A 22,166-nucleotide genomic window follows, 5' to 3' on the forward strand; every position below is an offset into this window, starting at 1 on the left:
CGCTACGCTGAGACTTCGCTTTTATTGAGGAGACACGGCCATGACCCGCACCGCACTGCCCGACCATGGAACTGACTGGGAGACGCTGTCTGCCCGGATGAACGACATGGCAACGGGAGATGTGAAGTGGCGGGATGGCAAGACCGCTGTTTACGTGTTCAACGCAGGCGAGGACGTGTCGCGGGTCCAAAAGGAAGCCTATGCGCGGTTCATGTCTGAAAATGGTCTGGGGCCAATGGCGTTTCCCAGTCTCAAGCGCATGGAAGAAGAAATTGTGCAGATGGGGCTGACGCTGCTGCAGGCGCCCGACGACGGGGCGGGGAACGTTACGTCGGGCGGCACGGACTCCATCACCATGGCGATCAAGGCAGCGCGGGATTATGCACGCGCGACAGGCAAGCTGGCCAAGGGTGTGCAGGCCAACATCGTTTTGCCGTGGTCCGGCCATCCGGCTTTCGACAAGGCGGCGATGATGATGGACATCGAGCTGCGGCGTGTTGCGTGTACGGATGATTTTCTGGCCGACCCCCAGGCCATGTCAGCCGCCATTGATGGCAATACAATTATGATGGTTGGATCAGCGCCGTGTTTTCCCTATGGGCTGATTGACCCGATTGCCGACCTTGGCACAGTTGCTGAAAGACATGACGTTTGGCTGCATGTAGATGCGTGTGTTGGCGGTTTTTTTGCGCCGTTTGTGCGGATGAACGGAGCGGACCTGCCGGCGTTCGATTTTGTGGTGCCGCAGGTGAAGTCCATGTCGGCCGACCTGCACAAATATGGCTACTGCGCCAAAGGGGCTTCAACCGTCATGTTCCGGTCTGCGGACCTCAAGGAACATATGGGCTTTGACACCAATGACTGGCCCGGCGGACGGATGATGACGCCGACACTGGCAGGCACCCGGCCAGGCGGCGCAATCGCAGCGGCTTGGGCGGTGATGAATTATCTGGGTGTTGAGGGCTATCGCGCCAAGCAGGGCCTGGTGGTTGAAACGCGCGAGAAGATTGAAGCCGGCGCGCGGGCGCTTGGCTTTGAAATTATCGGCACACCGCAGCTTGGGCTGGTGGGCTACACCCATCCGGAGCGCGACATATTTGCGATCTGGGGCAAGCTGTTTGAGCGCGGCTGGTTTACGTCTGTTGTAACCAAGCCAAAAGGCATTCATCTCATGCTCTCACCCAAACATGCCGAGGTGGTTGACACCTATCTGGCAGACCTGGAATGGGCAACCGAGCAGGTGCGTGGCGCGAATGAACCAAAAGAAGCCAAGGAAATCCGCTACAGCGGCTAGCCCGTTAGGGTGCGTTGCAGCATTTTTGGCCTAAGCGCCATGCATCCAGCCAATGGCTGCCATCCCTAAATGCGGATCAGGCCGGAAAAACGAAGCAACATGTTGATTTTGTTAGATACTTTTTGTTTGTGAAGATTTTTCATATTGTTCACTATTTCACATACTCTTCGCACTTGCGGTATTGCAGGTGCTCAGTAAAGCGCCCATCTTGGTTGCAAGGCGAAAGTGCGGCGTCCCGCAATGCGGTTGCGGAGTCGGGCCAAAGCCAACAAGAACAATAAGAATAACAAGCAAAAGACCGGCCCGGCCGGTTGAGGCAGGAAAACGCGTATGAAGGGGCTTGGTACAAGCGGCTGGACATCTGATTTCCTTGAAGGAACATCGCATGAGCGCGAACATCAATATGGCCTCCTCCCACGTTTCTCCCTCGGTTTCCCCGTCCCTATCCTCGTCGGCGGCCGACGCGCACCCGGTTTCAACATTTGACCGTGCCGTTAGCTGGGCCAGAGGCGTCAAGACGGGCGATCTTGTTATCAATGCCATGTGGGTGGCGTTTGCCGCCTACGGGCTGGCCGCGACGGTGAATGTGCTGCTGACCTATTAAGGGTCACGCAACCAGAACGGTTGACCAAAAAGAACGGCCCGGCGGCGCATCCAACAAGGCGATGCGCTGACCGGGCCGTTTGTGAATTTCAGGGCTTTGTGTTTCAGGGCTTCGTGTTTCAGGGCTTCGTGTTTCAAGAAGGTGCTGTTCAGGCGGATGCTGACGGACGCGCCGCAACGCGGTCATACCAGGCCTGCACGTTGGTGCACTCTGCCGGGATGGGCTGGCCAACGCTTGCACCAAACTCAAGGAACGCAAACAGCAGGCAGTCGGCGATGGTGAAGTCCTTACCCGCCAGCCAGGCACCCTCACCCAGATTGGCGTCAAACCACGCAAGGCCATTGGCTGCCATCGCCTTGAGACCATCGGCGGCTTCGGGGCGGCACAGCATCCGGCTTTCAAACATCGGCAGGCCTTCCGCAAATCTGAACCCGTTGGCAAGCGGCTCGCAGACATACAGATCGGCGCGGCGCATCCACATGCGCGTTATTGCTCGCGCTAAAGGTGTGGTGCCGACAAGAGCAGACGTGCCGTTGATCTCATCAAGATACTCACAGATCGCGGTGATTTCGGCGAGTACGGTGCCGTCGTCCAGTTCAAGACAGGGAATCTGGCCGCGCGGATTACGCTTTGTATATTCATCACCACGGTTTTCAGCCGCCATGATGTCAACTTCCTGTGTGTCAATGCTCAGACCACGCTCAGCCATATACATGCGAACCATTTTCGGGTTCGGGCCGATTGAATTGTAAAACTTCATGGGAGTTTCCCTCGTCAACATTTCAGATGGATAGGGCAATAGCGTGCGCCCAAGCCAAGGTCCAGCACCGCTTGTGTTCGTGCTGGCGACTTGCCATGTAAGGAACACAGATAGCGGTGAGGACAAGCAGTTGACGCGCCATGGGGCTACACGACTTGCAATGCTTGCGTTGGGCTGGGCTCTGTTGCTTCCCGGCCTCATTTTCGTTGTTCTGCCGCCGCCATTCGCGTTTGGCATTTTCATGGTGCTGCCCGGCATTGCCATTTTAGTGGCATACTCAAAAACCATGCGGCGGCTGGTTCAGCGGGTGCGGGCACGGCATACGACGGTTGATGTGGCACTGGGTGCTGTTGAAACGCGAGTGCCAGGCTGGATCGGGCGAAGTCTCAAGCGTACCCGTACCAGGGCACTTGTTGACGCCGTGCGCCGCAAACGGAATGCAAAAGTGGAGAGCGACTTGTCATGGCCGACCTGAAACTCAACCGGCAGTTTGACCCTCAATACGGCGAGATGGTTGAGGTTACGCCCCTGGTGCGGCGCGTGGTGGCACCAAATGAAAGTCCATTTACGTTTAAAGGTACGGGCACTTATGTCATCGGTCGCGGCACTGTTGCGGTGATAGACCCCGGCCCGCTCGACATGGCTCATGTGAGGGCCATTCTGGATGGGCTCGCAGGCGAAACCATCAGCCATATTCTTATTACGCATACCCATAGCGACCATTCACCTGCGGCCGCACCCCTGAAAGACGCAACCGGCGCGCCCACCTATGGCCACGGACCGCACGGCTCAGGACACCCTGCACCGGAAGGTGCCAAAATGGATGAGGGCGGCGACATGGCGTTTGTGCCCGACCACGCCATCCGCGATGGTGATGTGATTGAGGGCAACGGCTGGACGGTTGAGTGCGTGTTCACTCCCGGCCATACCTCAAACCACATGTGCTTTGGCCTGCGCGAGGAAAAGGCGCTGTTCACCGGTGATCATGTGATGGGCTGGTCAACGGCTGTCATTGCGCCGCCGGATGGCGACATGGCGCACTACATGGCCTCGCTGCGCAAGCTGCTGGAGCGTGACGATGAGGTGTACTACCCCACACATGGCTCGCCCGTGACAAAGCCGCACTCGCTGGTGCGCGGCTACATTGCCCACCGCAAGGCCCGCGAGGACCAGATTCTCAAACGGCTTGAAGCCGGCGACCGCAGGATCACCGATATGGTGCCCTTAATGTATGCGCAAACCGACAAGCGCCTGCACCCCGCCGCTGCCCGCTCGGTATTTGCCCATATGAAACAACTGGCCGAAGAAGGCCGCGTGCAGACCCACGGCACGCCTAGCATCAGCGGTGAATACTGGCTGGACTAGGCCCTTGCAGGCAGCAGCCGCCAAGAAATACGGCATACTGGCTTGTGCCCAACGCGTAGAGGATTTTTTGACCGAGAGAACATCCAGGCACACACCCTCCCTGCTGAAAGCCGGGTCCAATTGCTGGCGCATTGCGCGGGCGGACCGGGCAGCAATATTGATCGACGGTGCCCACTACTTCGCGGCGCTGCGCGCCTCGCTGCTGCGTGCTGATCATTCGATCCAGATCATCGGCTGGGACATGCACAGCGCCACGCGGCTGGTGGGCGCGTCGAATGAGGCTGATGACGATGCACCGGAAGCCCTGCGCGACTTTCTGGCCCATCTGGTACGCCGCAAGCCGCATCTGAAAATCGACATTCTGCTGTGGGATTATTCGTTGCTGTACGCGCTTGAGCGTGAGCCGGTGCCGACGGTAACGCTGAACTGGATGACGCCAAAACAGATATCAGTCTGCCTCGACGATGCGTTGCCCTTCGGCGCAAGTCACCACCAGAAAATTGTGATCGTGGATGATGCGGTTGCCTTCTCGGGCGGGATCGATCTCACCGTGAACAGGTGGGATACACCCGGGCATAGCATGGATGACAGCCGCCGGACGGGGCCTTCAGGTAACCGCTATCACCCGTTCCACGATATTCAGATAGTTGTGGACGGCGAGGCCGCCCGCGACCTGGCGCTGCTTTCGCGCGCGCGATGGAAGACGTTGGGGGCAAACCGCGTGTACGATCGGCCATTGCACACACCCAATACCGTTCCGTGGCCGGATGATGTCGAGCCTGACTTTCGTCATGCACAGGTCGGCATATCGCGCACAATGGCCGCTTATCAGGGTGAGCCTGAAATCAGGGAAGTGGAGACGCTGTTCGTTGATGCCATCAAGGCCGCGGAAAAAGCTCTCTATATAGAGAATCAGTTCTTCTCTGCTCACGTCATTGCCCATGCATTGGCGGAAAGGCTTCGTGAAAACCCTGATCTGGAAGTGGTGCTGGTCGGCCCGAATGTGCATCACACATGGCTTGAGGAGCGGTCGATGAATACGGGTCGGCGCAATTTCATGCGCCTCCTTGAGCAGCAGGGCGTGGCGGACCGCGTTGCGTTGCTTTATCCCTCATTGCCCGACGATGAGACGGACCAGGGTGTAATGGTTCATGCCAAGCTCATGATCGTGGATAACCGTCTGCTTCGCGTCGGGTCGGCAAATACCAACAATCGCTCAATGGGTCTTGACACCGAGTGCGACCTTACGATTGAGGCGTCTACGGACGAACACATGTCCGTCATTTCCATGGTCCGGGCGCGGCTTCTGGCGGAGCATCTTGGTTTGCCGCCTGAGCACGTGCTCGAAACGCTTTCCTCCCACGGCTCGTTCATTGAGGCGGTTACAGCCATGAGCACGGGTGACAGGGCGCTAAGGCCCATCAGGCTGGACGACGTACCCGACAGCAATGTCGCACAGACGGTTCATGTGCTTGCAGACCCCGAGCGGCCGGTATCACCGCAGGACCTGCTAGGTGACAGTTTCAGCGGCGACTTTTTCGGCGGCGGAAAAATGGCCGGGCAGTCGCCCGCCCGCACGGCTGGCCGATTGGCTGGCGCTGTTGTGGCTATCGGGGCGCTGGTCGCGGTCTGGCGCTACAGCCCGCTGTCAGTCTATGCAGACCCGGCGACCCTTGCGACCATGGTTGAGACAGTCCGCGACAGTGTGTGGTTACCTGTCATCATGATGGCTGCGTTTGTGGTCGGCGGACTGATCGTATTTCCTGTCACCATCCTGATCATTGCAGCAGGCATCCTGTTTTCACCACTTGCGGCCCTGGCCTACGCGCTGGCCGGTACGCTGCTTGCCTCGGCGGTGACGTATGCGGGGGGCCGGGTAACAGGTGCCGGGTTTGTTTCCGGGCTGTTCGGCCGGCATCTTGAGCGCGTGCGCCGGGCGCTGGCGCGCAACGGGATTGTGGGGGTCGCGGCCGTACGCATGGTGCCGTTTGCCCCGTTCTCGGTCGTCAACTATGCCGCGGGCGCAATCAAAGTGCGGTTTTCCGATTTCATGTTCGGCACGCTTTTAGGCATGGCGCCGGGCACGGTGATCATCACCCTTCTGGGGAACCAGGTGATGCAGGTGCTGCGAGACCCAACGCCAGGCCAGCTCGCGTTGCTGGGGCTGGGCGGAATCGTATGGATTGGCGTGGCATACGGTATGCAGCGGATCGCGGCTCGGCTGCGCGGTACTGATGACGACTAGCACCGGCACACTGCGCGTTGCGACATGGAATGTTCACAGCTATGTGGGTGTGGACGGCAGACGCGATGTTGCGAGGGTCGCCGAACACGTCGCCCAAATGGCACCGGACATTGCCGCCTTTCAGGAAGTGGATGCACATCTGCGTGATGCTGACGGCACACCGCAGCCAGGCACCGAACTTCTAACAAGTATCGGCGACCACAGGCATGAGGCGTGGTCGATTGTTGATGGGGACCGCCACTACGGGCAAGCGGTTATCAGTCGGTTTCCGCTGGTTGACCAAAGCCTGCACGACATCTCGTTCGCTTCACGCGAGCCGCGCATGGTAATCGAAACCCATGCAGAAACAGATATAGGTTGTATACGGATTATTGCGACGCATCTTGGTCTCAAGCGCGGGGAGCGGATGTATCAGCTTGCGCGGTTGCGCGACATCATTCTGAACCGGCCGGAGACACCTACCATTTTGATGGGCGACCTCAACGAGTGGGGGCGCAATGCCGTTATGCGCGACCTGATGGCGAACGTATTCGACCACGCAGCAGCGCCGCCGAGTTATCCGTCCCGGCTGCCACTGTTGCGGCTTGATCGCATCTGGTGCCGTGGCGGGCTGGCGCTGTCGGGGGCCCATGCGGTGCGCTCCGCTCACCGGGCATCAGACCACCTGCCGGTGGTGGCCGATATACGCCCTACGACTACCCGCGATCAACGGGTCGGCTAGTTGCCCAAACGCTGCCTGAGGCCAGCCAGAAAAGCATCTATGCGGGCTGCATTGGCGCCAAGATCGGACTGGCCAACCCGGCTGACCGAGCGCACATCCACCAGCGTACGGTCGGGGCCATCATCGGCGATGCGGATGACCACATCGTCCTTGAAGCCGAATAACAGCGTGGTGTCGGTGGCTTCGATGCGGCCGGGTTCGCCGTTTTCGGGTTCTTGTGCATCGGCAATGTCCCAGCCGCTCGCCTCCGCCTCAGCAAGGGCGGCTGCAAACACGGTGGTGATGTCATCTGCCACGGTCAGCGTTTGCAGGTGCGGGTAGGCACCGCGTTGCAGGTTCGCAAGGTCGGGCGCTGCGCGGTCGATAGGGTTTGTGCCTTCACCACGCAGGGCAACAACGGCTACGAATTGCGGCGGGTCTTCGAGGTCTGTTGTGATGTCGTGGATCATCGGCACGTCGCCGCCGCTCAGTGCTGTAGTGACGGGCACAAACAGGATGGCCGCCCCGGCAACCACTGCCACAAGTGACGGTACCATGCCGGGCTTGCCGGTGAAGGCGCGAACAAGGCCCACAAGGCCCAGCAACATGCCCAGAAAAACAACCAGCATGGAGCCGGCCGTTCCAAAAACGCCGCCGGACGCGCTGATGATGCCAAACCGGGTGAGCAAAACGGCCGATACAGCCGCAATCAGCCCAACGCCGACAAGGCGCAGGGCAAGTGTTGCGATACGTGAACGTGCGGTGTCACTCATTTGATGCTGCGGGACGTGTGACCGCCCCTCCCCCCATTTGTGCGCGCCACTGGGGCGCTGCTGTTTTAACTGTCGAAACCAAAGCGAAAAGACGGGACGCGGCTACTCAGCCGCGCCCTTTTCAAGATTTGCCGTGGGCAGTTCATAATCCTTGAAGGTCTGGCGCAGGGCCAGTTTCTGGATTTTGCCTGTTGCCGTATGCGGGATTTCATCCACGAACACCACGTCGTCCGGCATCCACCATTTGGCGATCTTGCCTTCCATGTAGCTCAGAATGTCTTCGCGGGTGGGCGACTTGCCCTGCGCGGGAATAACAATCAGCAGCGGGCGCTCGTCCCATTTGGGGTGAGCAATACCGATGACGGCCGCCTCCTGAACCTCCGGATGACCAACAGCGACGTTTTCAAGCTCAATGGAAGAAATCCACTCGCCGCCAGACTTGATAACATCCTTGGCGCGGTCAGTGATGGTCATGTAGCCGTCGGGGTCGATGGTGGCGACGTCGCCGGTATCAAACCAACCGTCCGCATCCAGAATATCGCCGCCTTCACCCTTGACGTATTCGCGGGAGATTGCCGGCCCGCGCACCATCAGGTGACCAAAGGCCTTGCCATCACGCGCAAGCTCCTTGCCATCGTCATCGGTGATTTTCATTTCCACCGTATAGACCGGGCGGCCCTGCTTGATCTTGATATCGATCTGTTTGTCGATCGGCAGGTTCTCCATGCCCGCCTTGAGCGAGCCAAGCGTGCCAAGCGGCGACAGTTCGGTCATGCCCCATGCGTGGAAAACCTGCACGCCAAAGTCTTTTTCAAACGCTTCAACCATGAAGCGCGGGGCAGCAGAGCCGCCGATAACCACGCGGTTGAGATGTGGCAGTTTCTTGCCGGACGACTGCAGGTGCTGCAACAGCATCAACCATACGGTGGGTACGGCAGCGGTAACGCTGACCTTTTCCGTATCCAGCAACTCATAGATGCTTTCGCCATCCATCTTTGCGCCGGGCATGATGAGGCTTGCGCCAACAGCAGGGGCGGCAAACGCGATAGCCCAGGCGTTGGCATGGAACATCGGCACCACCGGAAGCACATTGTCGATGGAGCGCATTCCCAGGGCGTCCGCGTTATTGGCCGCAAGCGCATGTAGCACGTTGGACCGGTGAGAGTAGAGCACGCCCTTTGGATTGCCCGTTGTGCCCGACGTATAGCAAAGGCCGCAGGCGTCGTTTTCGTCCACCTTTGCCCACTTGAAATCATCAGAGTGTGCATTAACCAGCGTTTCGTAGCACAACGCGTTCTTGAGTTTGGTGTCAGGCATTGCGGCCTCGTCGCACATGATGATGACGTGCTTGAGGTGCGAAAGCTGGTCGGCGATGCCTTCAATGATGGGCACAAAAGTGAGGTCAACAAAAATGACTTTGTCTTCGGCATGGTTGGCGATGTAAACCAGTTGCTCAGCAAACAGGCGCGGGTTGAGCGTGTGGCAAACAGCGCCAAGCCCCATGATGCCGTACCAGGCTTCCAGGTGCCGGTCGGTGTTCCACGCCATGGTGGCAATCACGTCGCCCTTGCCCAGGCCAAGCGACTGCAGCGCGTTGGCGATCTTGCGGGCGCGCGAATGAACGGCCTTGTAGGTGGTCCGGCGTATCGGTCCCTCAACGGAACGTGTGACAATTTCGCGATCGCCATGATATTGCGCCGCATGATCTATGACCGTGTGAACCAGAAGCGGCCAGTCCTGCATCAAACCCTTCATTAGGTGTCTCCCTCGATTCAGATCGTTATGCAGCGCGCGATCAAATAATCAGCGCTGCCGTTTTCGTTGCATGGTCTTTTTGGGTGCCGCATTGTGGCGGCGAATTAGCCTTGGGTTACTTTAGGCGAGGCGGGCGCGCTGCTCAACGCAGCATTCGTGCTCAAATCCGCAAATCGCCCTCCCACCCCAAAAAGAAAGGGAACGCCGCCTGATGAGCGACATTTCATTCCTTCCGGCCCATGTTCTGGCGGCAATGATCCGCCGACGGGAAATTTCTGCCGTTGAACTGCTGGACCATTTCATCGCCCGGTGCGCGGCACATAACACCAAAATCAATGCCATCGTCGCCACGGATTTTGACCGCGCGCGGGGCATGGCGAAGGAAGCCGACCACGCCTTGTCTGCCGGTGAGTTGTGGGGCCCGTTTCACGGCCTGCCGATGACCATCAAGGATGCACTTGAAACCGAAGGCCTGGTGACAACCGGCGGCACGCCGGATTTGGCGGCTCATGTGCCGCAGCGTGATGCGGATGCTGTGGCGCGGATCAAGGAGTCGGGTGCCATCGTGTTTGGCAAAACCAATGTGCCTTTCTTCTCGGGTGATCTGCAGAGTTACAACGAGGTGTACGGAACCACCAACAATCCCTGGGACGTGACGCGCGGGCCAGGCGGATCATCGGGGGGTGCAGCCGCAGCCCTTGCAGCGGGCCTTACGCCGCTTGAAATAGGGTCCGACATTGGCGGCTCCATACGAACGCCGGCGCATCTGTGCGGCGTGTTTGGACACAAGCCCAGCTTTGACCTTGTATCCAAACGCGGGCACGTGCCGGGGCTTCCGGGTGCGTTGTTTACCGGCGATTTGTCCGTCGTCGGACCAATGGCACGGTCAGCCCGCGATCTTGAGATCGCCCTGTCGATGATTATGGGGCGCGACGACTTTGATGCTTTGGCCTATCAACCGGCGCTGCCCGAACCGCGAGGACGCGAAGCGCGCGAACTGACGATTGCAACTTGGTTTGATGATCCGTTTTGTCCGGTGGAAAGTGAGAATGTCGCAATCATGGAACAGGCGGCTGATGCGCTGGAGGCTGCCGGCGCGACAGTTCATCGCGACGCGCGGCCCGGCTTTGACTTCGCCGAGGCATTTGAAGTGTATGCGACGCTGCTCCATGGAGGGACCACGCGCGGATTTCCACCCGCGACGCTGGCGCGGATGCGTGACGTTGCTGCGAACCTTGACCTTACCGACAAGAGCCACATGGCCATGCAGGCCCGCGGCGCGGCGCTGACCTATCATGAGTGGCAGGTGTGGAAAGAGGCTCAGGCGCAAATGCGCGCTAAATGGGCAGCGTTTTTTGATACTTACGATGCGGTGCTGATGGCGGTGGCACCCGTGTCCGCCTTTGCGCATGATCAGCAGTCAAACTTTCATGATCGCACGCTGACAATAAACGGGGCGCAACGCCCGTATCTGGATCTTATTTCCTGGGCCGGGTTGCCGCTGGTTTCATATCTGCCCGGCACTGCTGTTCCGGTTGGAAGAACACAGGCCGGGCTGCCGGTGGGCGTTCAGATTGTCGGGCCATATCTTGAAGATTTCACGACCATTGCATTGGCTGCCGTGCTGGAACGCGAAATGGGCGGGTTTGTCGCGCCGCCTGATTTTGCATAGCGCCCACAACCCCGGGGGACAGACTGATGGACATTTATCACGGCTTTTTTGACCTGGAGGACGGCCAGTCCGACGTTGAGTTTGCAGACGCTCTTTCAGGCTTCCTTGGCCATTTGTTATCTGCCGGAAAGATAGAGAGCTGGCGGTTGATGCGGCGCAAGTTGGGTCTTGGCCCGGCCACACTTGGCGAGTTTCATTTGATGATCGAAGTGCGTGATCTGGCGCAGCTTGATGCAGCGTTTGCTAAAGTTTCAACGCGCGCGGGAGAAACTGAAAACAGACACGCAGCTGTCAATCAGAAGATTGCCGGTATCACATTTGCGTTGTATCGCGATTTTCCTGATCCGCATCGCCAGCGCGGCGAAGAAAAGTTCTAGTCAGCGCGCGTTGCCTCATGCGTTGCGGGGGAACCCGTCGCTTAGTGTCCGCACCATGTCGTCAAAGTTTTCGCGGGTGCGGGCATCGGGCACCACGCAATGGGGGGCGCCGATATAGCCGCCGCCAATGCCAACCCCGGCATTCACAATCAGCAGGGAGACCGGGCCAAGATCACTGGCCACTTGTTCAGCAGCCGCTGCAAGGTTGTCGCGGTCGGTCACGTCAGCAGCAATGGCAATTGATTTGACTCCCCGCGATGCAACTGCCTCTGCAATCTCGCGAGCTTTGTCCTGCAACACGTCAAGCACGGCAACGTTTACACCTGCGTCCGCCAGCACCCGTGCATAGGCAGCCCCAATACCATCGGCACCACCGGTGATGACGGCGTTACCTCCCTTGAAACGTGACATTTGTTTTTCTCCCTGACTGCAGCCGACAAACTGACCACCGTTCATTTAGTTAGTATTGCGGGATGTGCAAGCCTTTGACAGATGCCCCGTCTCACCTGCAAATGTGTGGTGACACTTGTTTCAGCCCACCGGAGCGTTACCCATGAGCCTCAGCAATGCACAGACGCGCGACATAGAAACGCTGATCCACCCCTACACAAACCTCGCGGCTTTTCGCGAGACCGGCCCTGTTGTGATGGAGCGTGGCGAAGGCATTTACGTGTGGGATACGTCGGGCAAGCAATACATTGAAGGGTTGGCCGGGCTGTGGTGCACGTCGCTTGGATACAATGAGCACGAACTTGCAGACGCAGCGATGGCGCAGTTTCAGACGCTGCCCTTTACGCATACGTTTGCAGGCAAAAGCCATGAGCGGGCGATTGAACTAGCTGAGATGATTAAGGAGATATCGCCGCACCCGACATCCAAGGTCCTGTTTTGCGGGTCGGGGTCTGAAGCCAACGATCAGCAGATAAAGCTTGTCTGGTACTACAATAATGCGCGTGGCCGCCCGCAGAAGAAAAAAATCATTTCCCGCAAGCGCGCCTATCATGGGGTAACGGTTGCAACCGCCAGCCTTACGGGCCTTGCCCCAAACCACATGGATTTTGATCTGCCGATTGATCGTATCCATCACGTCAACTGTCCGTTTGCTTATCGCGAGGCCGAACCGGGCGAAACAGACGATCAGTTTACGGATCGTCTGGCCGCTGAACTTGACGCCCTCATTCAGCGCGAAGGCCCCGACACCGTCGCCGCCTTCATTGCCGAGCCTATTCAGGGCGCGGGTGGTGTGCTTATTCCTGCGGACGGTTACTTTGCCAAAATCCAGAAGGTACTGGACAAATACGACATCTATTTCATCGCGGATGAAGTCATTTGCGGGTTCGGACGCACAGGCAGCATGTTCGGTTCACAGACATTCGGGATGAAGCCGCATTCAATCTCGATTGCCAAGGCGCTGTCATCCGCTTATCTGCCTATTGGCGCTGTTACAGTGGGCGAAGACATGTATCAGGCAATGCTTGATGAAAGCCGCAAGATCGGCGTATTCGGGCATGGCTTTACATATACGGCGCACCCGGTGTGCGCTGCCGTGGCCATCAAGACCCTCGAAATATACAAGTCGCGCGACATTGTCGGGCATGTTCAGCACATGGCCCCGGTCTTTGAATCACGTTTTGCCCGGCTTGCAGACCACCCGCTTGTGGGCAACGCGCGGGCCAAAGGGCTGATCGGCGCTGTGGAACTTGTGGCGGATAAAGCCACCAAACGGTCGTTTAACCCGGCCTACAAAGTGGGTGCGACCTGCCAACTCAACGCAGAATCCGAGGGCCTTTTGTCGCGGGCACTGGGCGGCGACATTGTGGCGCTATGCCCGCCGCTCATCATCCAGGAAGACGAGATAAACGAAATGTTTGATCGGCTGGAGCGAGCGCTCGATACGACCGAGCATTGGGTGACAAAGGAAGGCTTACGCGCGGCATGAGCGCTAAACGTGCTGGCCGCCATTGATGTGGATTTCGGCACCCGTGACGTAGCTTGACTGTTCCGAACACAAATAAAATATCGTTTCAGCCACTTCAGTCGGCTGCCCGAGGCGACGCAAGGGAATGTCTTCCACTATTTTTTCCGTACCCGGAGACAAAATAGAGGTGTCGATTTCGCCCGGCGCAATGGCGTTGACCCTGACGCCCAGCGGGCCAAAGTCGGATGCCATCTCGCGGGTCAGCGCTGAAAGCGCAGCCTTTGATGTGGCGTAGGCGGCGCCGGCAAACGGGTGTACCCGGCTTCCCGCAATAGAGGTGACATTGACGACTGCGCCAGACGCTGCCTGCAACTCATCCACCAGGCCACGCGCGAGCATGACCGGGGCCAGCAGATTGACCTGAAGCACATGCTGCCAGTCACCTGGCTCTGTGTTGAGGGTTCCAAGCCGTTCGCCGCCTGTGCCCTTGGGACTGATGCCCGCATTGTTGACCAGCGCATCAAGATGGCTGCCCTGGTCGCGCAGGCGATTGCGCATTTCGGCAATGGCGCGCTGAGTATCATCGGCGTCCGACAGGTCCACCTGAATATGATCTTCGGGGCCTGCTTCCCACGGGCAATTTTCCGGGAACGCATGGCGTGAACAGGTGATAACCCGCCAGCCTGCGCTCGAAAACCGCATAACGGTCGCGTGGCCGATGCCGCGGCTGGCCCCGGTCAGAATAAGCGTGCGCTGGCGATCTTGGTTTTCCATGCGGCTGACATTAAGCGTTGGATGCCCCAGGCGCCATGGGGCTTTCGGGCTGCATGGATTCGGGCACATCTTCGTGCCCGGCTGGGTCCTGGTGGATCAGGATTTCAGCGTCGGGAAAATCACTTGCGATTGCCATTTCCACTTCGTCAGCGATGGCATGTGCCCTCCGCAAAGGCATGTCGCCCGGGATTTCGAGATGAAACTGGATGAAGACCGTACGCCCCGCTGTGCGCGTACGCAGGTCATGAATGGTGTGAACCTGCGGGTGCGCCAGCGCGATTTCCTCAATGCGCAAGCGGTCTTCGTGGGGTAGTTCGCGGTCCATCAGTTCGCTGGTCGAGCGGGAGACAATTTCCCAAGCGGCATGGCCTATCCATGCAGCGAGTGCGAGCGCGATGAGCGGGTCGGCCCACGAAATGCCCCATACGCCCGCAATAATCAGCGCGGCGATCACGCCGATATTGAGCAAGACATCGCTGGCGTAGTGCAGTGAATCCGCCGCGATCGCCAGAGATCCGGTAAGCCTCTGCACGTAACGCTGGTAGGTGACGAGGGCCAGCGTAAAGCCGAGCGAAATCACGATGATGCTGATGCCGGCAAATGACCGCTCGACAGGTGCCGGATCAAGAAGGCGGCTAATGCTTTCAACCGTCAGGAACAAGGCAGATGCACCAATGAGCGCCGCCTGTCCCAACCCGGCCAGCGCCTCGGCCTTACCGTGACCAAAGCGGTGCTGGCGGTCTGCCGGTGTAAGCGCGACGCGCACGGCAACGAGGTTTACAAGCGATGCGGCACCATCGAGAACCGAATCCAGAAACGTGGCGAGCAACGACATGGAACCGGTAATCCACACGGCCCATGCCTTCATCGAGATGAGTACAAGCGCCACCGCCACCGATGCATAGGTCGCGCGCTTCATCAGCGTTGCTGCACGCTCGGGCGTGACGTGACGCCGGAACGAACGAGGGGTGTCGAGTGACTTCATAGGGTCGTTCTATCACAAGCGCAGCGCAGGCTTAAGAACCTGATTTTGCTAGATTATTTTAAGAGTCAGTTGCAATCTCAGACATCACCGGGCGGTGCTGCCGGAGAGCGGTGCTGCCGGAGATATGACTATGGGAACAGATGCTCTGTTGTCCACTTCCAGGGGTAGGCATCCGGTTGAGCGTGCGCGGGTGCGGCCCGGTAAAAAACAAGCCTGTCGTGCAGGCGGAACGGCCGGTCGCGCCAGAACTCTATCTGCTGGGGCACCACGCGAAAGCCTGACCAGTGCGGCGGGCGCGGGATATGTCCGACGGCATATTTCGCGGCATATTTCGCGACTTCTTTTTCAAGTTCAAACCGTCCTGCCAGCGGGCGTGACTGACGTGATGCCCACGCCCCTATACGGCTGTCGCGCGGACGGCTGGCATAATAGGCGTCCGCTTCTTCATCGCTGACGCGTTCAACGGGCCCGCGCACACGGATCTGGCGACGCAGTGTCTTCCAGTGGAAACATAAGGCTGCTTTTCCACTGGCCAGAAGTTCAGTTCCCTTGGCGCTCTCAAGGTTGGTGTAAAATACAAAACCTGAGCGGTCGGCACCCTTGAGCAACACCATGCGTACGTCTGGCAGGCCTGCTTCATCAACAGTAGCCAGAGCCATGGCGTTGGGGTCATTGGATTCACTCCTGGTCGCATCAGCCATCCAGGCCTCAAACAGGCTTAGTGGATCCTGAGACGAAAAGATGTCGGCTTGCGCGTCCGCCGAAGATGAATCACTCATGAGATTGTTCCGATTACACGCCGCCCCTAACGGGGGTTGGGGCTTGCAAGGTCAGATAAAGCCTGACCGCTGATATGATCCTGCATATAGTACGCCGGTAGTTGTCCTCAACAAGGGCGGCGGTTGATTTACACCTGAACAAGGGGTTTTCCGGCTTGGGACTGCCACTCTCACACCTCGCTGCGCGCATATTTGTCCCGGGGTTCCTTGCGGTCATCTTTGCGGTCGGGGGTGCGCCTGGTAATGTCTTCACAGTGTTCCCGCCCTCGCCCGTGCTTGCGCAGGAAACTGCCGACGAAGAAGATATTTCGCGCGATGTTCTTGCGGCGCAGTTCAAGCAGGGTGTCGCTGAATATGACGCCAAAAACTATTCCCGCGCATTTGAGCTTTGGCTGCCGCTGGCGCGCGATGGTGACCTTGCGGCGCAACGCAACGTGGCACACATGCTGCGGCTGGGGCGCGGCGTTAAACAGGATTTGCAGCGCGCACGCAGTTTCTATGAGCGCTCGGCTGAGTTCGGGTTTGTAACAGCCCAGACCAATCTGGCGGTGATGTTGCTGAACGGCGAAGGTGGCAGCGAAGACCCGGAAGCAGCAGCCGTATGGTTTGATCGTGCAGCCCGCGGCGGCCACCCAATTGCGCAATACCACCTGGCAACGCTCTATGAGCGCGGCATCGGGGTGGAAGCAGATACAGCCCGTGCTCTTGGATGGTATGCCCTCGCCGCGCGCGGCGGCCATCAAGGTGCCCTCAACCGGCTGGCAGACCTTGTGCCAACACTACCTGGCCCAGCTGCAAATCAACAAGCGCCAGAGCCAGAGACGCTACCTGAGATAGTGCCGGAAGAACCGGCGGATGCAACTGCCGTAAATGAGATAACAGCACCCGATACCGGCGCGACTGATGCATCTACCCTGGAACAGCCTGCTGATGCCAACGACGATGACGCCGACGCTACCGAGGAGGCCGCACCGCCGGGAGATATTGCTGCCGCGCTTGATGCGTACCGGTCCCGCAAGTTCACCGATGCATTGCTGGCCTTTGAGGCCATGGCCTATCGCGGCAATACAGAAGCGCAGTATCGGCTCGCACGGATGCGAAACCGGGGAGAAGGTGAGCCGCGCGATCCGGTTGCCGCATTGGCATGGTGGAGCATCGCTGCAGCAGCGGGACATGAAAAATCAGAGGTGGCTGCTACTCAACTGCGCAGCGAATTGGGGCCAGGTCGCCGCGACGATGCAGAGCGCGAAGCAGCACAGTTTATGGCACTCATTGGCCAGTTGACGGGCACCACGCGAGGCAGTGAACCAGCAGCAGAAAGACCCACGCAAACCGTCGAAGAGTAGCTGGTTTGAGGCCACCGCCTTTGATGCCAATACCGCGTTAACCCTATGGTATCGGCCTGTCGTGCACAGTGAACACCAGTTCTCATTCTGATTTCAGGCGTTGTTTCCATGCGCGACCCGCATCTTGTCTTGGGTGTTGCCAAGAGCGCAGACCAAGCGACCATCAAGCAGGCATATCGTCGGCTGGCAAAGCAGTTCCATCCCGACATGTCGGGTGGCAACGCGCGCGCGCATTCGCGCTTTCAGGAAATCACCGAGGCCTATCGGGCGCTCAGGGCTCTTGAAGCAAGCGAGGAGCGGATTGCCGCAAGCGCTGCTGAAGCCACCCGGGCCTATGAGCAGCCCCTGCCTGATAGCGCGGAAAGTGCAGACCCATCCGAGGCAAAACCAACAAAGCCTGAAACAAAACAAAACACTGGTCGGGCAGGCGATTTTTTTGAGACGCTGAAAAAAGCCGGCATCAAACCGTTTCGTCGCCGCGGCGATGATCTGGCGTGTTCGCTTCACCTGAAGTTTCTGGATGCTGCAAGAGGCGGCACCCATCGCGTGACCCTGCCCACAGACCGCACGGTGGATGTCACCCTGCCGCCGGGTATTGATGATGGAAAACAAGTGCGGCTTCGCGGCCTTGGGGCACCTGGGTCTGCCGGCGGCAGCGCCGGGGACGCACTCGTGACAGTCGAGATTGAGCCGCACCCCTATTTCAGCCGCGATGGCAAGGATATCCGGCTGGCATTGCCTATTTCCATTGCCGAAGCTGTGGAGGGTGCCAAGGTTCAGGTGCCCACACTCAACGGCAGGGTCTGGGTCACAATTCCCGCCGGCTCAAACTCAGGCACTGTACTGAGACTTGCAGGCAAGGGCATTGCGTCTGCCGACGGTGCCGCCGGTCATCAGTTCATCGAGCTGATTATTGTGCTGCCAGAGGGCCGTGACGCGGACCTGGCAGCATTTGTGCGCCAGTGGCCTGGTGCCAAGTCGCACGACCCGCGCGCCGCCTTTGGACTTGGTTAGGCCTCTGGCCCCCTATCAGCCCGCCAATACCCGCCACAATCGTTCACATGTCGTGATTGGCTTGTGCTGGCCAGCCTTGGCCGGATCGGCTAAGGCAATGCTATAAAACACACGAACACCGCGCTGCCGGACGGTACATTGATGGTTGGGCGCGGGCAAAAACAACAAGACGAGGTCTAGATGAGCGGTACGGGGCTGATGGCGGGCAAACGCGGCCTGATTATGGGGGTCGCAAATGACCGGTCCATCGCATGGGGCATCGCCAAGGCTGCTGCAGACGCAGGCGCAGACCTGGCGTTCACCTATCAGGGGGACGCGCTCAAGAAGCGTGTTGACCCGCTGGCACACAGTGTAGGCGCAAATCTGGTACTGCCCTGCGACGTGACAGATGCAGCGTCCATGGATTCGGTGTTTGAGACGCTTGAAGCACAGTGGGGCAAGCTCGACTTTCTGGTTCACGCCATTGCGTTTGCCGATAAGGACGAGCTCAAGGGCCGCTATGTTGATACAAGCCTCGACAATTTTTTGATGAGCATGAACATCTCCTGCTACTCGTTCACAGCCATTGCGCAGCGCGCGGAGAAGCTGATGACCGATGGCGGCTCAATGGTCACACTCACTTACTATGGCGCTGAAAAAGTCATGCCCCACTACAACGTGATGGGTGTGGCCAAGGCGGCGCTTGAGGCAAGCGTGAGGTATCTCGCCGAAGACCTCGGCAAGAAGGCTATTCGCGTCAACGCCGTTTCTGCCGGTCCCATCAAAACACTTGCCGCAAGCGGCATTGGCGACTTTCGCTATATTCTGAAATGGAACGAGTACAATGCGCCGTTGCGGCGGACTGTCACCATTGATGAAGTGGGTCAGTCGGCGCTCTATCTCCTGTCCGACATGGGCCGCGCGGTCACGGGCGAAGTACACCACGTCGATGGCGGTTACCACGTTGTTGGTATGAAAGCGGAGGATGCGCCGGATATATCCGTATCCTGATTGAGAGCGCGCTTACGTTCAACCATGAGCCATAACAGCTTTGGACATCTGTTTCGCGTAACAACCTGGGGTGAGTCTCACGGGCCGGCTCTTGGCTGTGTGGTGGATGGCTGCCCTGCGGGTATTCCGCTTACGGAAGATGACATTCAGGTGTGGATGGACAAGCGCCGTCCCGGCCAGTCGAAATACACAACCCAGCGCCGCGAGCCGGACCAGGTGCGCATCCTTTCAGGGGTCTTCCCGGATGCATCCGGCGTTCAGGTAACAACCGGAACACCGATAAGCCTGCTGATTGAAAATGTGGACCAGCGCTCCAAGGACTATGGCGACATCAAGGACAAGTTCAGGCCCGGTCATGCTGACTATGCCTATTATGCAAAATATGGCATTCGCGATTATCGCGGTGGCGGGCGTCAGTCTGCCCGCGAGACCGCAGCGCGTGTTGCCGCCGGTGCTATTGCGCGCAAAGTGCTGAATGCAGTTATCGGCGATGTTGTCATACGCGGTGCGCTCGTGCAGGTGGGTCCGCACAAACTGCCAAAGACGCGAAAAAGCTGGAACTGGGATCTGGTCAATACCAACCCGTTCTGGTGCCCGCATGAGCAAAGTGCCGAAAAATGGGCAACCTATCTTGATGGCATTCGCAAGGCAGGCTCGTCGTGTGGCGCGGTGATCGAGGTTCAGGCGCTCGGTGTGCCCGCAGGTCTTGGTGCGCCAATATATGGCAAGCTGGATGCGGAGCTCGCCGGTGCGCTGATGAGCATCAATGCTGTGAAAGCTGTTGAGATCGGCGACGGGATGGAGACGGCAAAACTGACCGGCGAGAAAAATGCTGATCAGATGCGTATGAAAAACGGCGAGCCGGTGTTTACCTCCAACCATGCGGGCGGTGTGCAGGGCGGCATTTCAACCGGGCAGGACGTTGTTGCCCGGTTTGCAGTCAAGCCGACGTCGTCCATTCTGACGCCACGCAAGACAGTGGATCTGGCCGGAAAAAATACTGACATTGTAACCAAAGGCCGGCATGACCCGTGCGTTGGCATTCGTGCTGTGCCGGTGGGTGAGGCCATGATGGCCTGTGTGCTGGCTGACCAACTGTTGCGCCACCGCGCACAGACCGGGCGTGCCACCGGCCTGCCACTTGGAGATATTTTCAGCGATGAGTGAAACTGATCCCTTTGCTGAAAACGAGGCCGCGCGGGACGGCACTGGGGCACCGGCAAGTCTGGCGGCAACCTACGAACGACAGTCCGGCGAGATGATGGTGTATGGCGGCACGTTCTTTGGACTGTTTTTTTTGCTCGGCGGCATCATGTCCGGCACCATCGCCTTCCTGCTTCTGGCCTGCGCCATGCTGGGGTCAGCGTTTTATTTCTTTCCGATGATCCGCACCGAACGGGCGCAACTACGTGTGGAACCGCGTGGGTTTTATCTGGATGGGATGGGCTGGTTGCCCTGGTCTGCTATCAGCTCTGTCAGGATGTATGACAGGGCCGTGCGGACGATCCGCAATGCACACCTGGAATTGACACTTGCCGCACCTGCCGACGACGTGGTGTTGAAAGACGACGGAAAACCGGATGCCATCCGCAGCATGATGACCACGGTCTGGTCTTTGAAGCGCACTGGCGATGGTGACAAAAACCGCCTTGTGGTCATTCGGCTGGAGCCACTTTCAGCCACACCGGAAGCCATCATTGGTGCCATGCGTCGCTATATGCGCACGACTTAACGCAAGCTACCTAGGCTTTTTCAAACGTCAGGACCTTGGACAGGAACGCGGGCGTTTCAGAAACCTGCACAAGGCCTGTGCCTGCAAACAGCTTTGCCAGATTTTCCTTGGTGTATGAGCCAAAATACGGCTCGTGAAAGGCCCACGGGAAAAAGTCCAAAAGCCCGTCCATGTCGGCAGCGTCGCCTTTTTGCAGCGCGTCCACAAAGATCAGCCGCCCGCCTGGCTTCAGCACGCGGGCCATTTCTGCGGCCACACCACGCCTGATTTTGGGCGGCAACTCGTGGAACAGATAAACGCATGTCACGACATCCTGACTGCCATCCGCAACCGGCAGGTGCTCTGCATTTGCATTGATGAACGTGACGTTACGCCAGCGCCGCAGCGTCCTCTTTGCCTTCGCCAGATAGTTTGGCGACATGTCCACTGTGGTGAGGTTCAGGCGCGGATAGTTATCACACACAAAAGTCAAAAAACGTCCGGTACCGCAGGCGACATCCAGCATGGCAACGTCGCGCTGATCGCGCCCGGCAAGAGCTTGTGCCAGCGGAACGAGCGCCTGCCGACGCATGGCGTCCGCTGTGCCAGAGAACAGCACTTCAACCTGAGTGTCGTAGATTTCAGCGGAAGCGTCATCCAGCCAGCCGCCGGTCTGGTAGTGGAAGTTTTGCAGGTAATAGCGCGGAAAGCGGCTGCGGCGTTCGTCGTTCAGCACTTCAGAATGTGATTTGCTGCGGCGGCGGCCATCCACCTGCGGCACGTCCTTGAGATAGGCACGCGCTTTTCTAAGGCCGCTAAGGGGCTTTGGCGCAAGGTCGTGTGGGGCGGCGTAAACGCCGGCCTCCACGTTGCGCCAGTCAGCGGCAAACAGGTCCGTTACGGCCTTGAGCAGTGCCTGACGATTGGGTGCCTTGGCCGTTGAGTCTGGGGGCGGTGTATTTTTATCCCGCAGCGGGCCGACGATACGTCTGGTTGCTGCATAGTGCCCCAGATACCACGCCACCCGCGCGCCCTGGCTCAATCCGTAGGCGAGGCGTAAGGCCCGTTTGGAACCGATGCTGGATGATACGTCGCTCATACCTC

22 protein-coding genes are annotated in these 22,166 nt (G+C 58.8%); 14 read left to right on the forward strand and 8 right to left on the reverse strand.

The window, feature by feature from the left end; translation table 11 throughout:
- The first annotated feature begins 40 nt into the window (after window positions 1-40).
- Both RIB87_RS10200 and RIB87_RS10205 read left to right on the forward strand, forming a co-directional pair.
- Window positions 41-1,294, forward strand: a complete 1,254-nt coding sequence (locus RIB87_RS10200; protein WP_350146195.1) for a pyridoxal phosphate-dependent decarboxylase family protein — start codon at window positions 41-43, stop codon at window positions 1,292-1,294.
- Between the two features lie 385 nt (window positions 1,295-1,679).
- Entirely contained in the window at window positions 1,680-1,898 is a 219-nt protein-coding gene (locus tag RIB87_RS10205; RefSeq protein ID WP_350146197.1) for a hypothetical protein, read from the forward strand.
- A gap of 148 nt (window positions 1,899-2,046) precedes the next feature.
- Here RIB87_RS10205 and RIB87_RS10210 read toward each other — a convergent pair whose 3' ends face one another.
- Window positions 2,047-2,658: a glutathione S-transferase family protein gene (locus tag RIB87_RS10210; RefSeq protein ID WP_350146199.1), complete on the reverse strand. Its 612-nt coding sequence runs from the start codon at window positions 2,656-2,658 to the stop codon at window positions 2,047-2,049.
- Window positions 2,659-2,788: 130 nt separating this feature from the next.
- On the opposite strand from RIB87_RS10210, the gene RIB87_RS10215 reads away from it, so the two are divergent.
- The 4 genes from RIB87_RS10215 to RIB87_RS10230 all read left to right on the forward strand — a co-directional run bounded on the left by RIB87_RS10215 (window position 2,789) and on the right by RIB87_RS10230 (window position 6,989).
- Window positions 2,789-3,133, forward strand: coding sequence for a PGPGW domain-containing protein (locus tag RIB87_RS10215; RefSeq protein ID WP_350146201.1), 345 nt, complete (start codon window positions 2,789-2,791; stop codon window positions 3,131-3,133).
- Entirely contained in the window at window positions 3,121-4,023 is a 903-nt protein-coding gene (locus tag RIB87_RS10220) for an MBL fold metallo-hydrolase (RefSeq protein WP_350146203.1), read from the forward strand. Before RIB87_RS10215 ends, RIB87_RS10220 begins: the two co-directional genes overlap by 13 nt.
- 67 nt (window positions 4,024-4,090) lie before the next feature.
- Window positions 4,091-6,268, forward strand: a complete 2,178-nt coding sequence (locus RIB87_RS10225) for a VTT domain-containing protein (protein ID WP_350146205.1) — start codon at window positions 4,091-4,093, stop codon at window positions 6,266-6,268.
- Window positions 6,258-6,989, forward strand: a complete 732-nt coding sequence (locus RIB87_RS10230; RefSeq protein WP_350146207.1) for an endonuclease/exonuclease/phosphatase family protein — start codon at window positions 6,258-6,260, stop codon at window positions 6,987-6,989. Before RIB87_RS10225 ends, RIB87_RS10230 begins: the two co-directional genes overlap by 11 nt.
- Here RIB87_RS10230 and RIB87_RS10235 read toward each other — a convergent pair.
- Both RIB87_RS10235 and RIB87_RS10240 read right to left on the reverse strand, forming a co-directional pair.
- Window positions 6,986-7,741, reverse strand: coding sequence for a DUF1499 domain-containing protein (locus tag RIB87_RS10235; protein ID WP_350146209.1), 756 nt, complete (start codon window positions 7,739-7,741; stop codon window positions 6,986-6,988). The two genes, RIB87_RS10230 and RIB87_RS10235, sit on opposite strands and share 4 nt — an antisense overlap.
- Before the next feature lie 102 nt (window positions 7,742-7,843).
- Window positions 7,844-9,496: a 3-(methylthio)propionyl-CoA ligase gene (locus RIB87_RS10240; RefSeq protein WP_350146211.1), complete on the reverse strand. Its 1,653-nt coding sequence runs from the start codon at window positions 9,494-9,496 to the stop codon at window positions 7,844-7,846.
- A 211-nt stretch (window positions 9,497-9,707) separates the two neighbouring features.
- On the opposite strand from RIB87_RS10240, the gene RIB87_RS10245 reads away from it, so the two are divergent.
- On the forward strand, window positions 9,708-11,168 hold the full coding sequence (locus tag RIB87_RS10245; RefSeq protein WP_350146214.1) for an amidase: 1,461 nt from the start codon (window positions 9,708-9,710) through the stop codon (window positions 11,166-11,168).
- A gap of 26 nt (window positions 11,169-11,194) precedes the next feature.
- Window positions 11,195-11,545 carry a DUF6614 family protein gene (locus RIB87_RS10250; protein WP_350146216.1) on the forward strand — a complete coding sequence of 117 codons (351 nt, stop codon included), beginning with the start codon at window positions 11,195-11,197 and terminating at the stop codon, window positions 11,543-11,545.
- A 15-nt stretch (window positions 11,546-11,560) separates the two neighbouring features.
- Here RIB87_RS10250 and RIB87_RS10255 read toward each other — a convergent pair whose 3' ends face one another.
- Complete coding sequence (locus RIB87_RS10255; protein ID WP_350146218.1) at window positions 11,561-11,956, reverse strand: SDR family NAD(P)-dependent oxidoreductase; 396 nt, start codon at window positions 11,954-11,956, stop codon at window positions 11,561-11,563.
- Between the two features lie 142 nt (window positions 11,957-12,098).
- Here RIB87_RS10255 and RIB87_RS10260 point away from each other — a divergent pair, with 142 nt between their 5' ends.
- Complete coding sequence (locus RIB87_RS10260) at window positions 12,099-13,484, forward strand: aminotransferase (protein ID WP_350146219.1); 1,386 nt, start codon at window positions 12,099-12,101, stop codon at window positions 13,482-13,484.
- A 3-nt stretch (window positions 13,485-13,487) separates the two neighbouring features.
- On the opposite strand, the gene RIB87_RS10265 is transcribed toward RIB87_RS10260, so the two are convergent.
- From RIB87_RS10265 to pdxH, 3 genes are all read right to left on the reverse strand, one after another.
- Window positions 13,488-14,237: an SDR family NAD(P)-dependent oxidoreductase gene (locus RIB87_RS10265; RefSeq protein ID WP_350146221.1), complete on the reverse strand. Its 750-nt coding sequence runs from the start codon at window positions 14,235-14,237 to the stop codon at window positions 13,488-13,490.
- Window positions 14,238-14,247: 10 nt separating this feature from the next.
- Window positions 14,248-15,222, reverse strand: coding sequence for a cation diffusion facilitator family transporter (locus RIB87_RS10270; protein ID WP_350146223.1), 975 nt, complete (start codon window positions 15,220-15,222; stop codon window positions 14,248-14,250).
- 128 nt (window positions 15,223-15,350) lie between these two features.
- Window positions 15,351-16,001, reverse strand: coding sequence for a pyridoxamine 5'-phosphate oxidase (pdxH, locus tag RIB87_RS10275; protein ID WP_350146225.1), 651 nt, complete (start codon window positions 15,999-16,001; stop codon window positions 15,351-15,353).
- A gap of 254 nt (window positions 16,002-16,255) precedes the next feature.
- Between pdxH and RIB87_RS10280 the strand changes: the two genes are divergently transcribed.
- From RIB87_RS10280 to RIB87_RS10300, 5 genes are all read left to right on the forward strand, one after another.
- Entirely contained in the window at window positions 16,256-17,347 is a 1,092-nt protein-coding gene (locus RIB87_RS10280; RefSeq protein ID WP_350146227.1) for an SEL1-like repeat protein, read from the forward strand.
- 108 nt (window positions 17,348-17,455) lie between these two features.
- On the forward strand, window positions 17,456-18,361 hold the full coding sequence (locus tag RIB87_RS10285; protein WP_350146229.1) for a DnaJ C-terminal domain-containing protein: 906 nt from the start codon (window positions 17,456-17,458) through the stop codon (window positions 18,359-18,361).
- Between the two features lie 180 nt (window positions 18,362-18,541).
- Entirely contained in the window at window positions 18,542-19,351 is an 810-nt protein-coding gene (gene fabI / locus RIB87_RS10290) for an enoyl-ACP reductase FabI (protein ID WP_350146232.1), read from the forward strand.
- 24 nt (window positions 19,352-19,375) lie between these two features.
- Window positions 19,376-20,518, forward strand: coding sequence for a chorismate synthase (gene aroC / locus RIB87_RS10295; protein ID WP_350146235.1), 1,143 nt, complete (start codon window positions 19,376-19,378; stop codon window positions 20,516-20,518).
- The gene (locus RIB87_RS10300; RefSeq protein ID WP_350146237.1) at window positions 20,511-21,083 is read left to right on the forward strand and encodes a hypothetical protein; all 573 of its coding nucleotides are present in this window, start codon (window positions 20,511-20,513) and stop codon (window positions 21,081-21,083) included. Before aroC ends, RIB87_RS10300 begins: the two co-directional genes overlap by 8 nt.
- Window positions 21,084-21,093: 10 nt before the next feature.
- On the opposite strand, the gene RIB87_RS10305 is transcribed toward RIB87_RS10300, so the two are convergent.
- On the reverse strand, window positions 21,094-22,161 hold the full coding sequence (locus RIB87_RS10305; protein ID WP_350146239.1) for a class I SAM-dependent methyltransferase: 1,068 nt from the start codon (window positions 22,159-22,161) through the stop codon (window positions 21,094-21,096).
- Window positions 22,162-22,166 lie beyond the last annotated feature (5 nt).

The sequence above is a fragment of the Pyruvatibacter sp. genome, assembly GCF_040219635.1.
Lineage (GTDB): Bacteria > Pseudomonadota > Alphaproteobacteria > CGMCC-115125 > CGMCC-115125 > Pyruvatibacter.

Bases quoted from the DNA above. Each gene is read 5' to 3' on its own strand.
- RIB87_RS10260 (WP_350146219.1), top strand. From the start codon at position 12,099: ATGAGCCTCAGCAATGCACAGACGCGCGACATAGAAACGCTGATCCAC.
- RIB87_RS10245 (WP_350146214.1), top strand. From the start codon at position 9,708: ATGAGCGACATTTCATTCCTTCCGGCCCATGTTCTGGCGGCAATGATC.
- RIB87_RS10230 (WP_350146207.1), top strand. From the start codon at position 6,258: ATGACGACTAGCACCGGCACACTGCGCGTTGCGACATGGAATGTTCAC.
- RIB87_RS10200 (WP_350146195.1), top strand. From the start codon at position 41: ATGACCCGCACCGCACTGCCCGACCATGGAACTGACTGGGAGACGCTG.
- RIB87_RS10210 (WP_350146199.1), bottom strand. From the start codon at position 2,658: ATGAAGTTTTACAATTCAATCGGCCCGAACCCGAAAATGGTTCGCATG.
- RIB87_RS10265 (WP_350146221.1), bottom strand. From the start codon at position 14,237: ATGGAAAACCAAGATCGCCAGCGCACGCTTATTCTGACCGGGGCCAGC.
- RIB87_RS10220 (WP_350146203.1), top strand. From the start codon at position 3,121: ATGGCCGACCTGAAACTCAACCGGCAGTTTGACCCTCAATACGGCGAG.
- RIB87_RS10305 (WP_350146239.1), bottom strand. From the start codon at position 22,161: ATGAGCGACGTATCATCCAGCATCGGTTCCAAACGGGCCTTACGCCTC.
- RIB87_RS10205 (WP_350146197.1), top strand. From the start codon at position 1,680: ATGAGCGCGAACATCAATATGGCCTCCTCCCACGTTTCTCCCTCGGTT.
- RIB87_RS10240 (WP_350146211.1), bottom strand. From the start codon at position 9,496: ATGAAGGGTTTGATGCAGGACTGGCCGCTTCTGGTTCACACGGTCATA.
- RIB87_RS10250 (WP_350146216.1), top strand. From the start codon at position 11,195: ATGGACATTTATCACGGCTTTTTTGACCTGGAGGACGGCCAGTCCGAC.
- RIB87_RS10255 (WP_350146218.1), bottom strand. From the start codon at position 11,956: ATGTCACGTTTCAAGGGAGGTAACGCCGTCATCACCGGTGGTGCCGAT.
- RIB87_RS10270 (WP_350146223.1), bottom strand. From the start codon at position 15,222: ATGAAGTCACTCGACACCCCTCGTTCGTTCCGGCGTCACGTCACGCCC.
- aroC (WP_350146235.1), top strand. From the start codon at position 19,376: ATGAGCCATAACAGCTTTGGACATCTGTTTCGCGTAACAACCTGGGGT.
- RIB87_RS10235 (WP_350146209.1), bottom strand. From the start codon at position 7,741: ATGAGTGACACCGCACGTTCACGTATCGCAACACTTGCCCTGCGCCTT.
- RIB87_RS10300 (WP_350146237.1), top strand. From the start codon at position 20,511: ATGAGTGAAACTGATCCCTTTGCTGAAAACGAGGCCGCGCGGGACGGC.
- fabI (WP_350146232.1), top strand. From the start codon at position 18,542: ATGAGCGGTACGGGGCTGATGGCGGGCAAACGCGGCCTGATTATGGGG.
- pdxH (WP_350146225.1), bottom strand. From the start codon at position 16,001: ATGAGTGATTCATCTTCGGCGGACGCGCAAGCCGACATCTTTTCGTCT.
- RIB87_RS10285 (WP_350146229.1), top strand. From the start codon at position 17,456: ATGCGCGACCCGCATCTTGTCTTGGGTGTTGCCAAGAGCGCAGACCAA.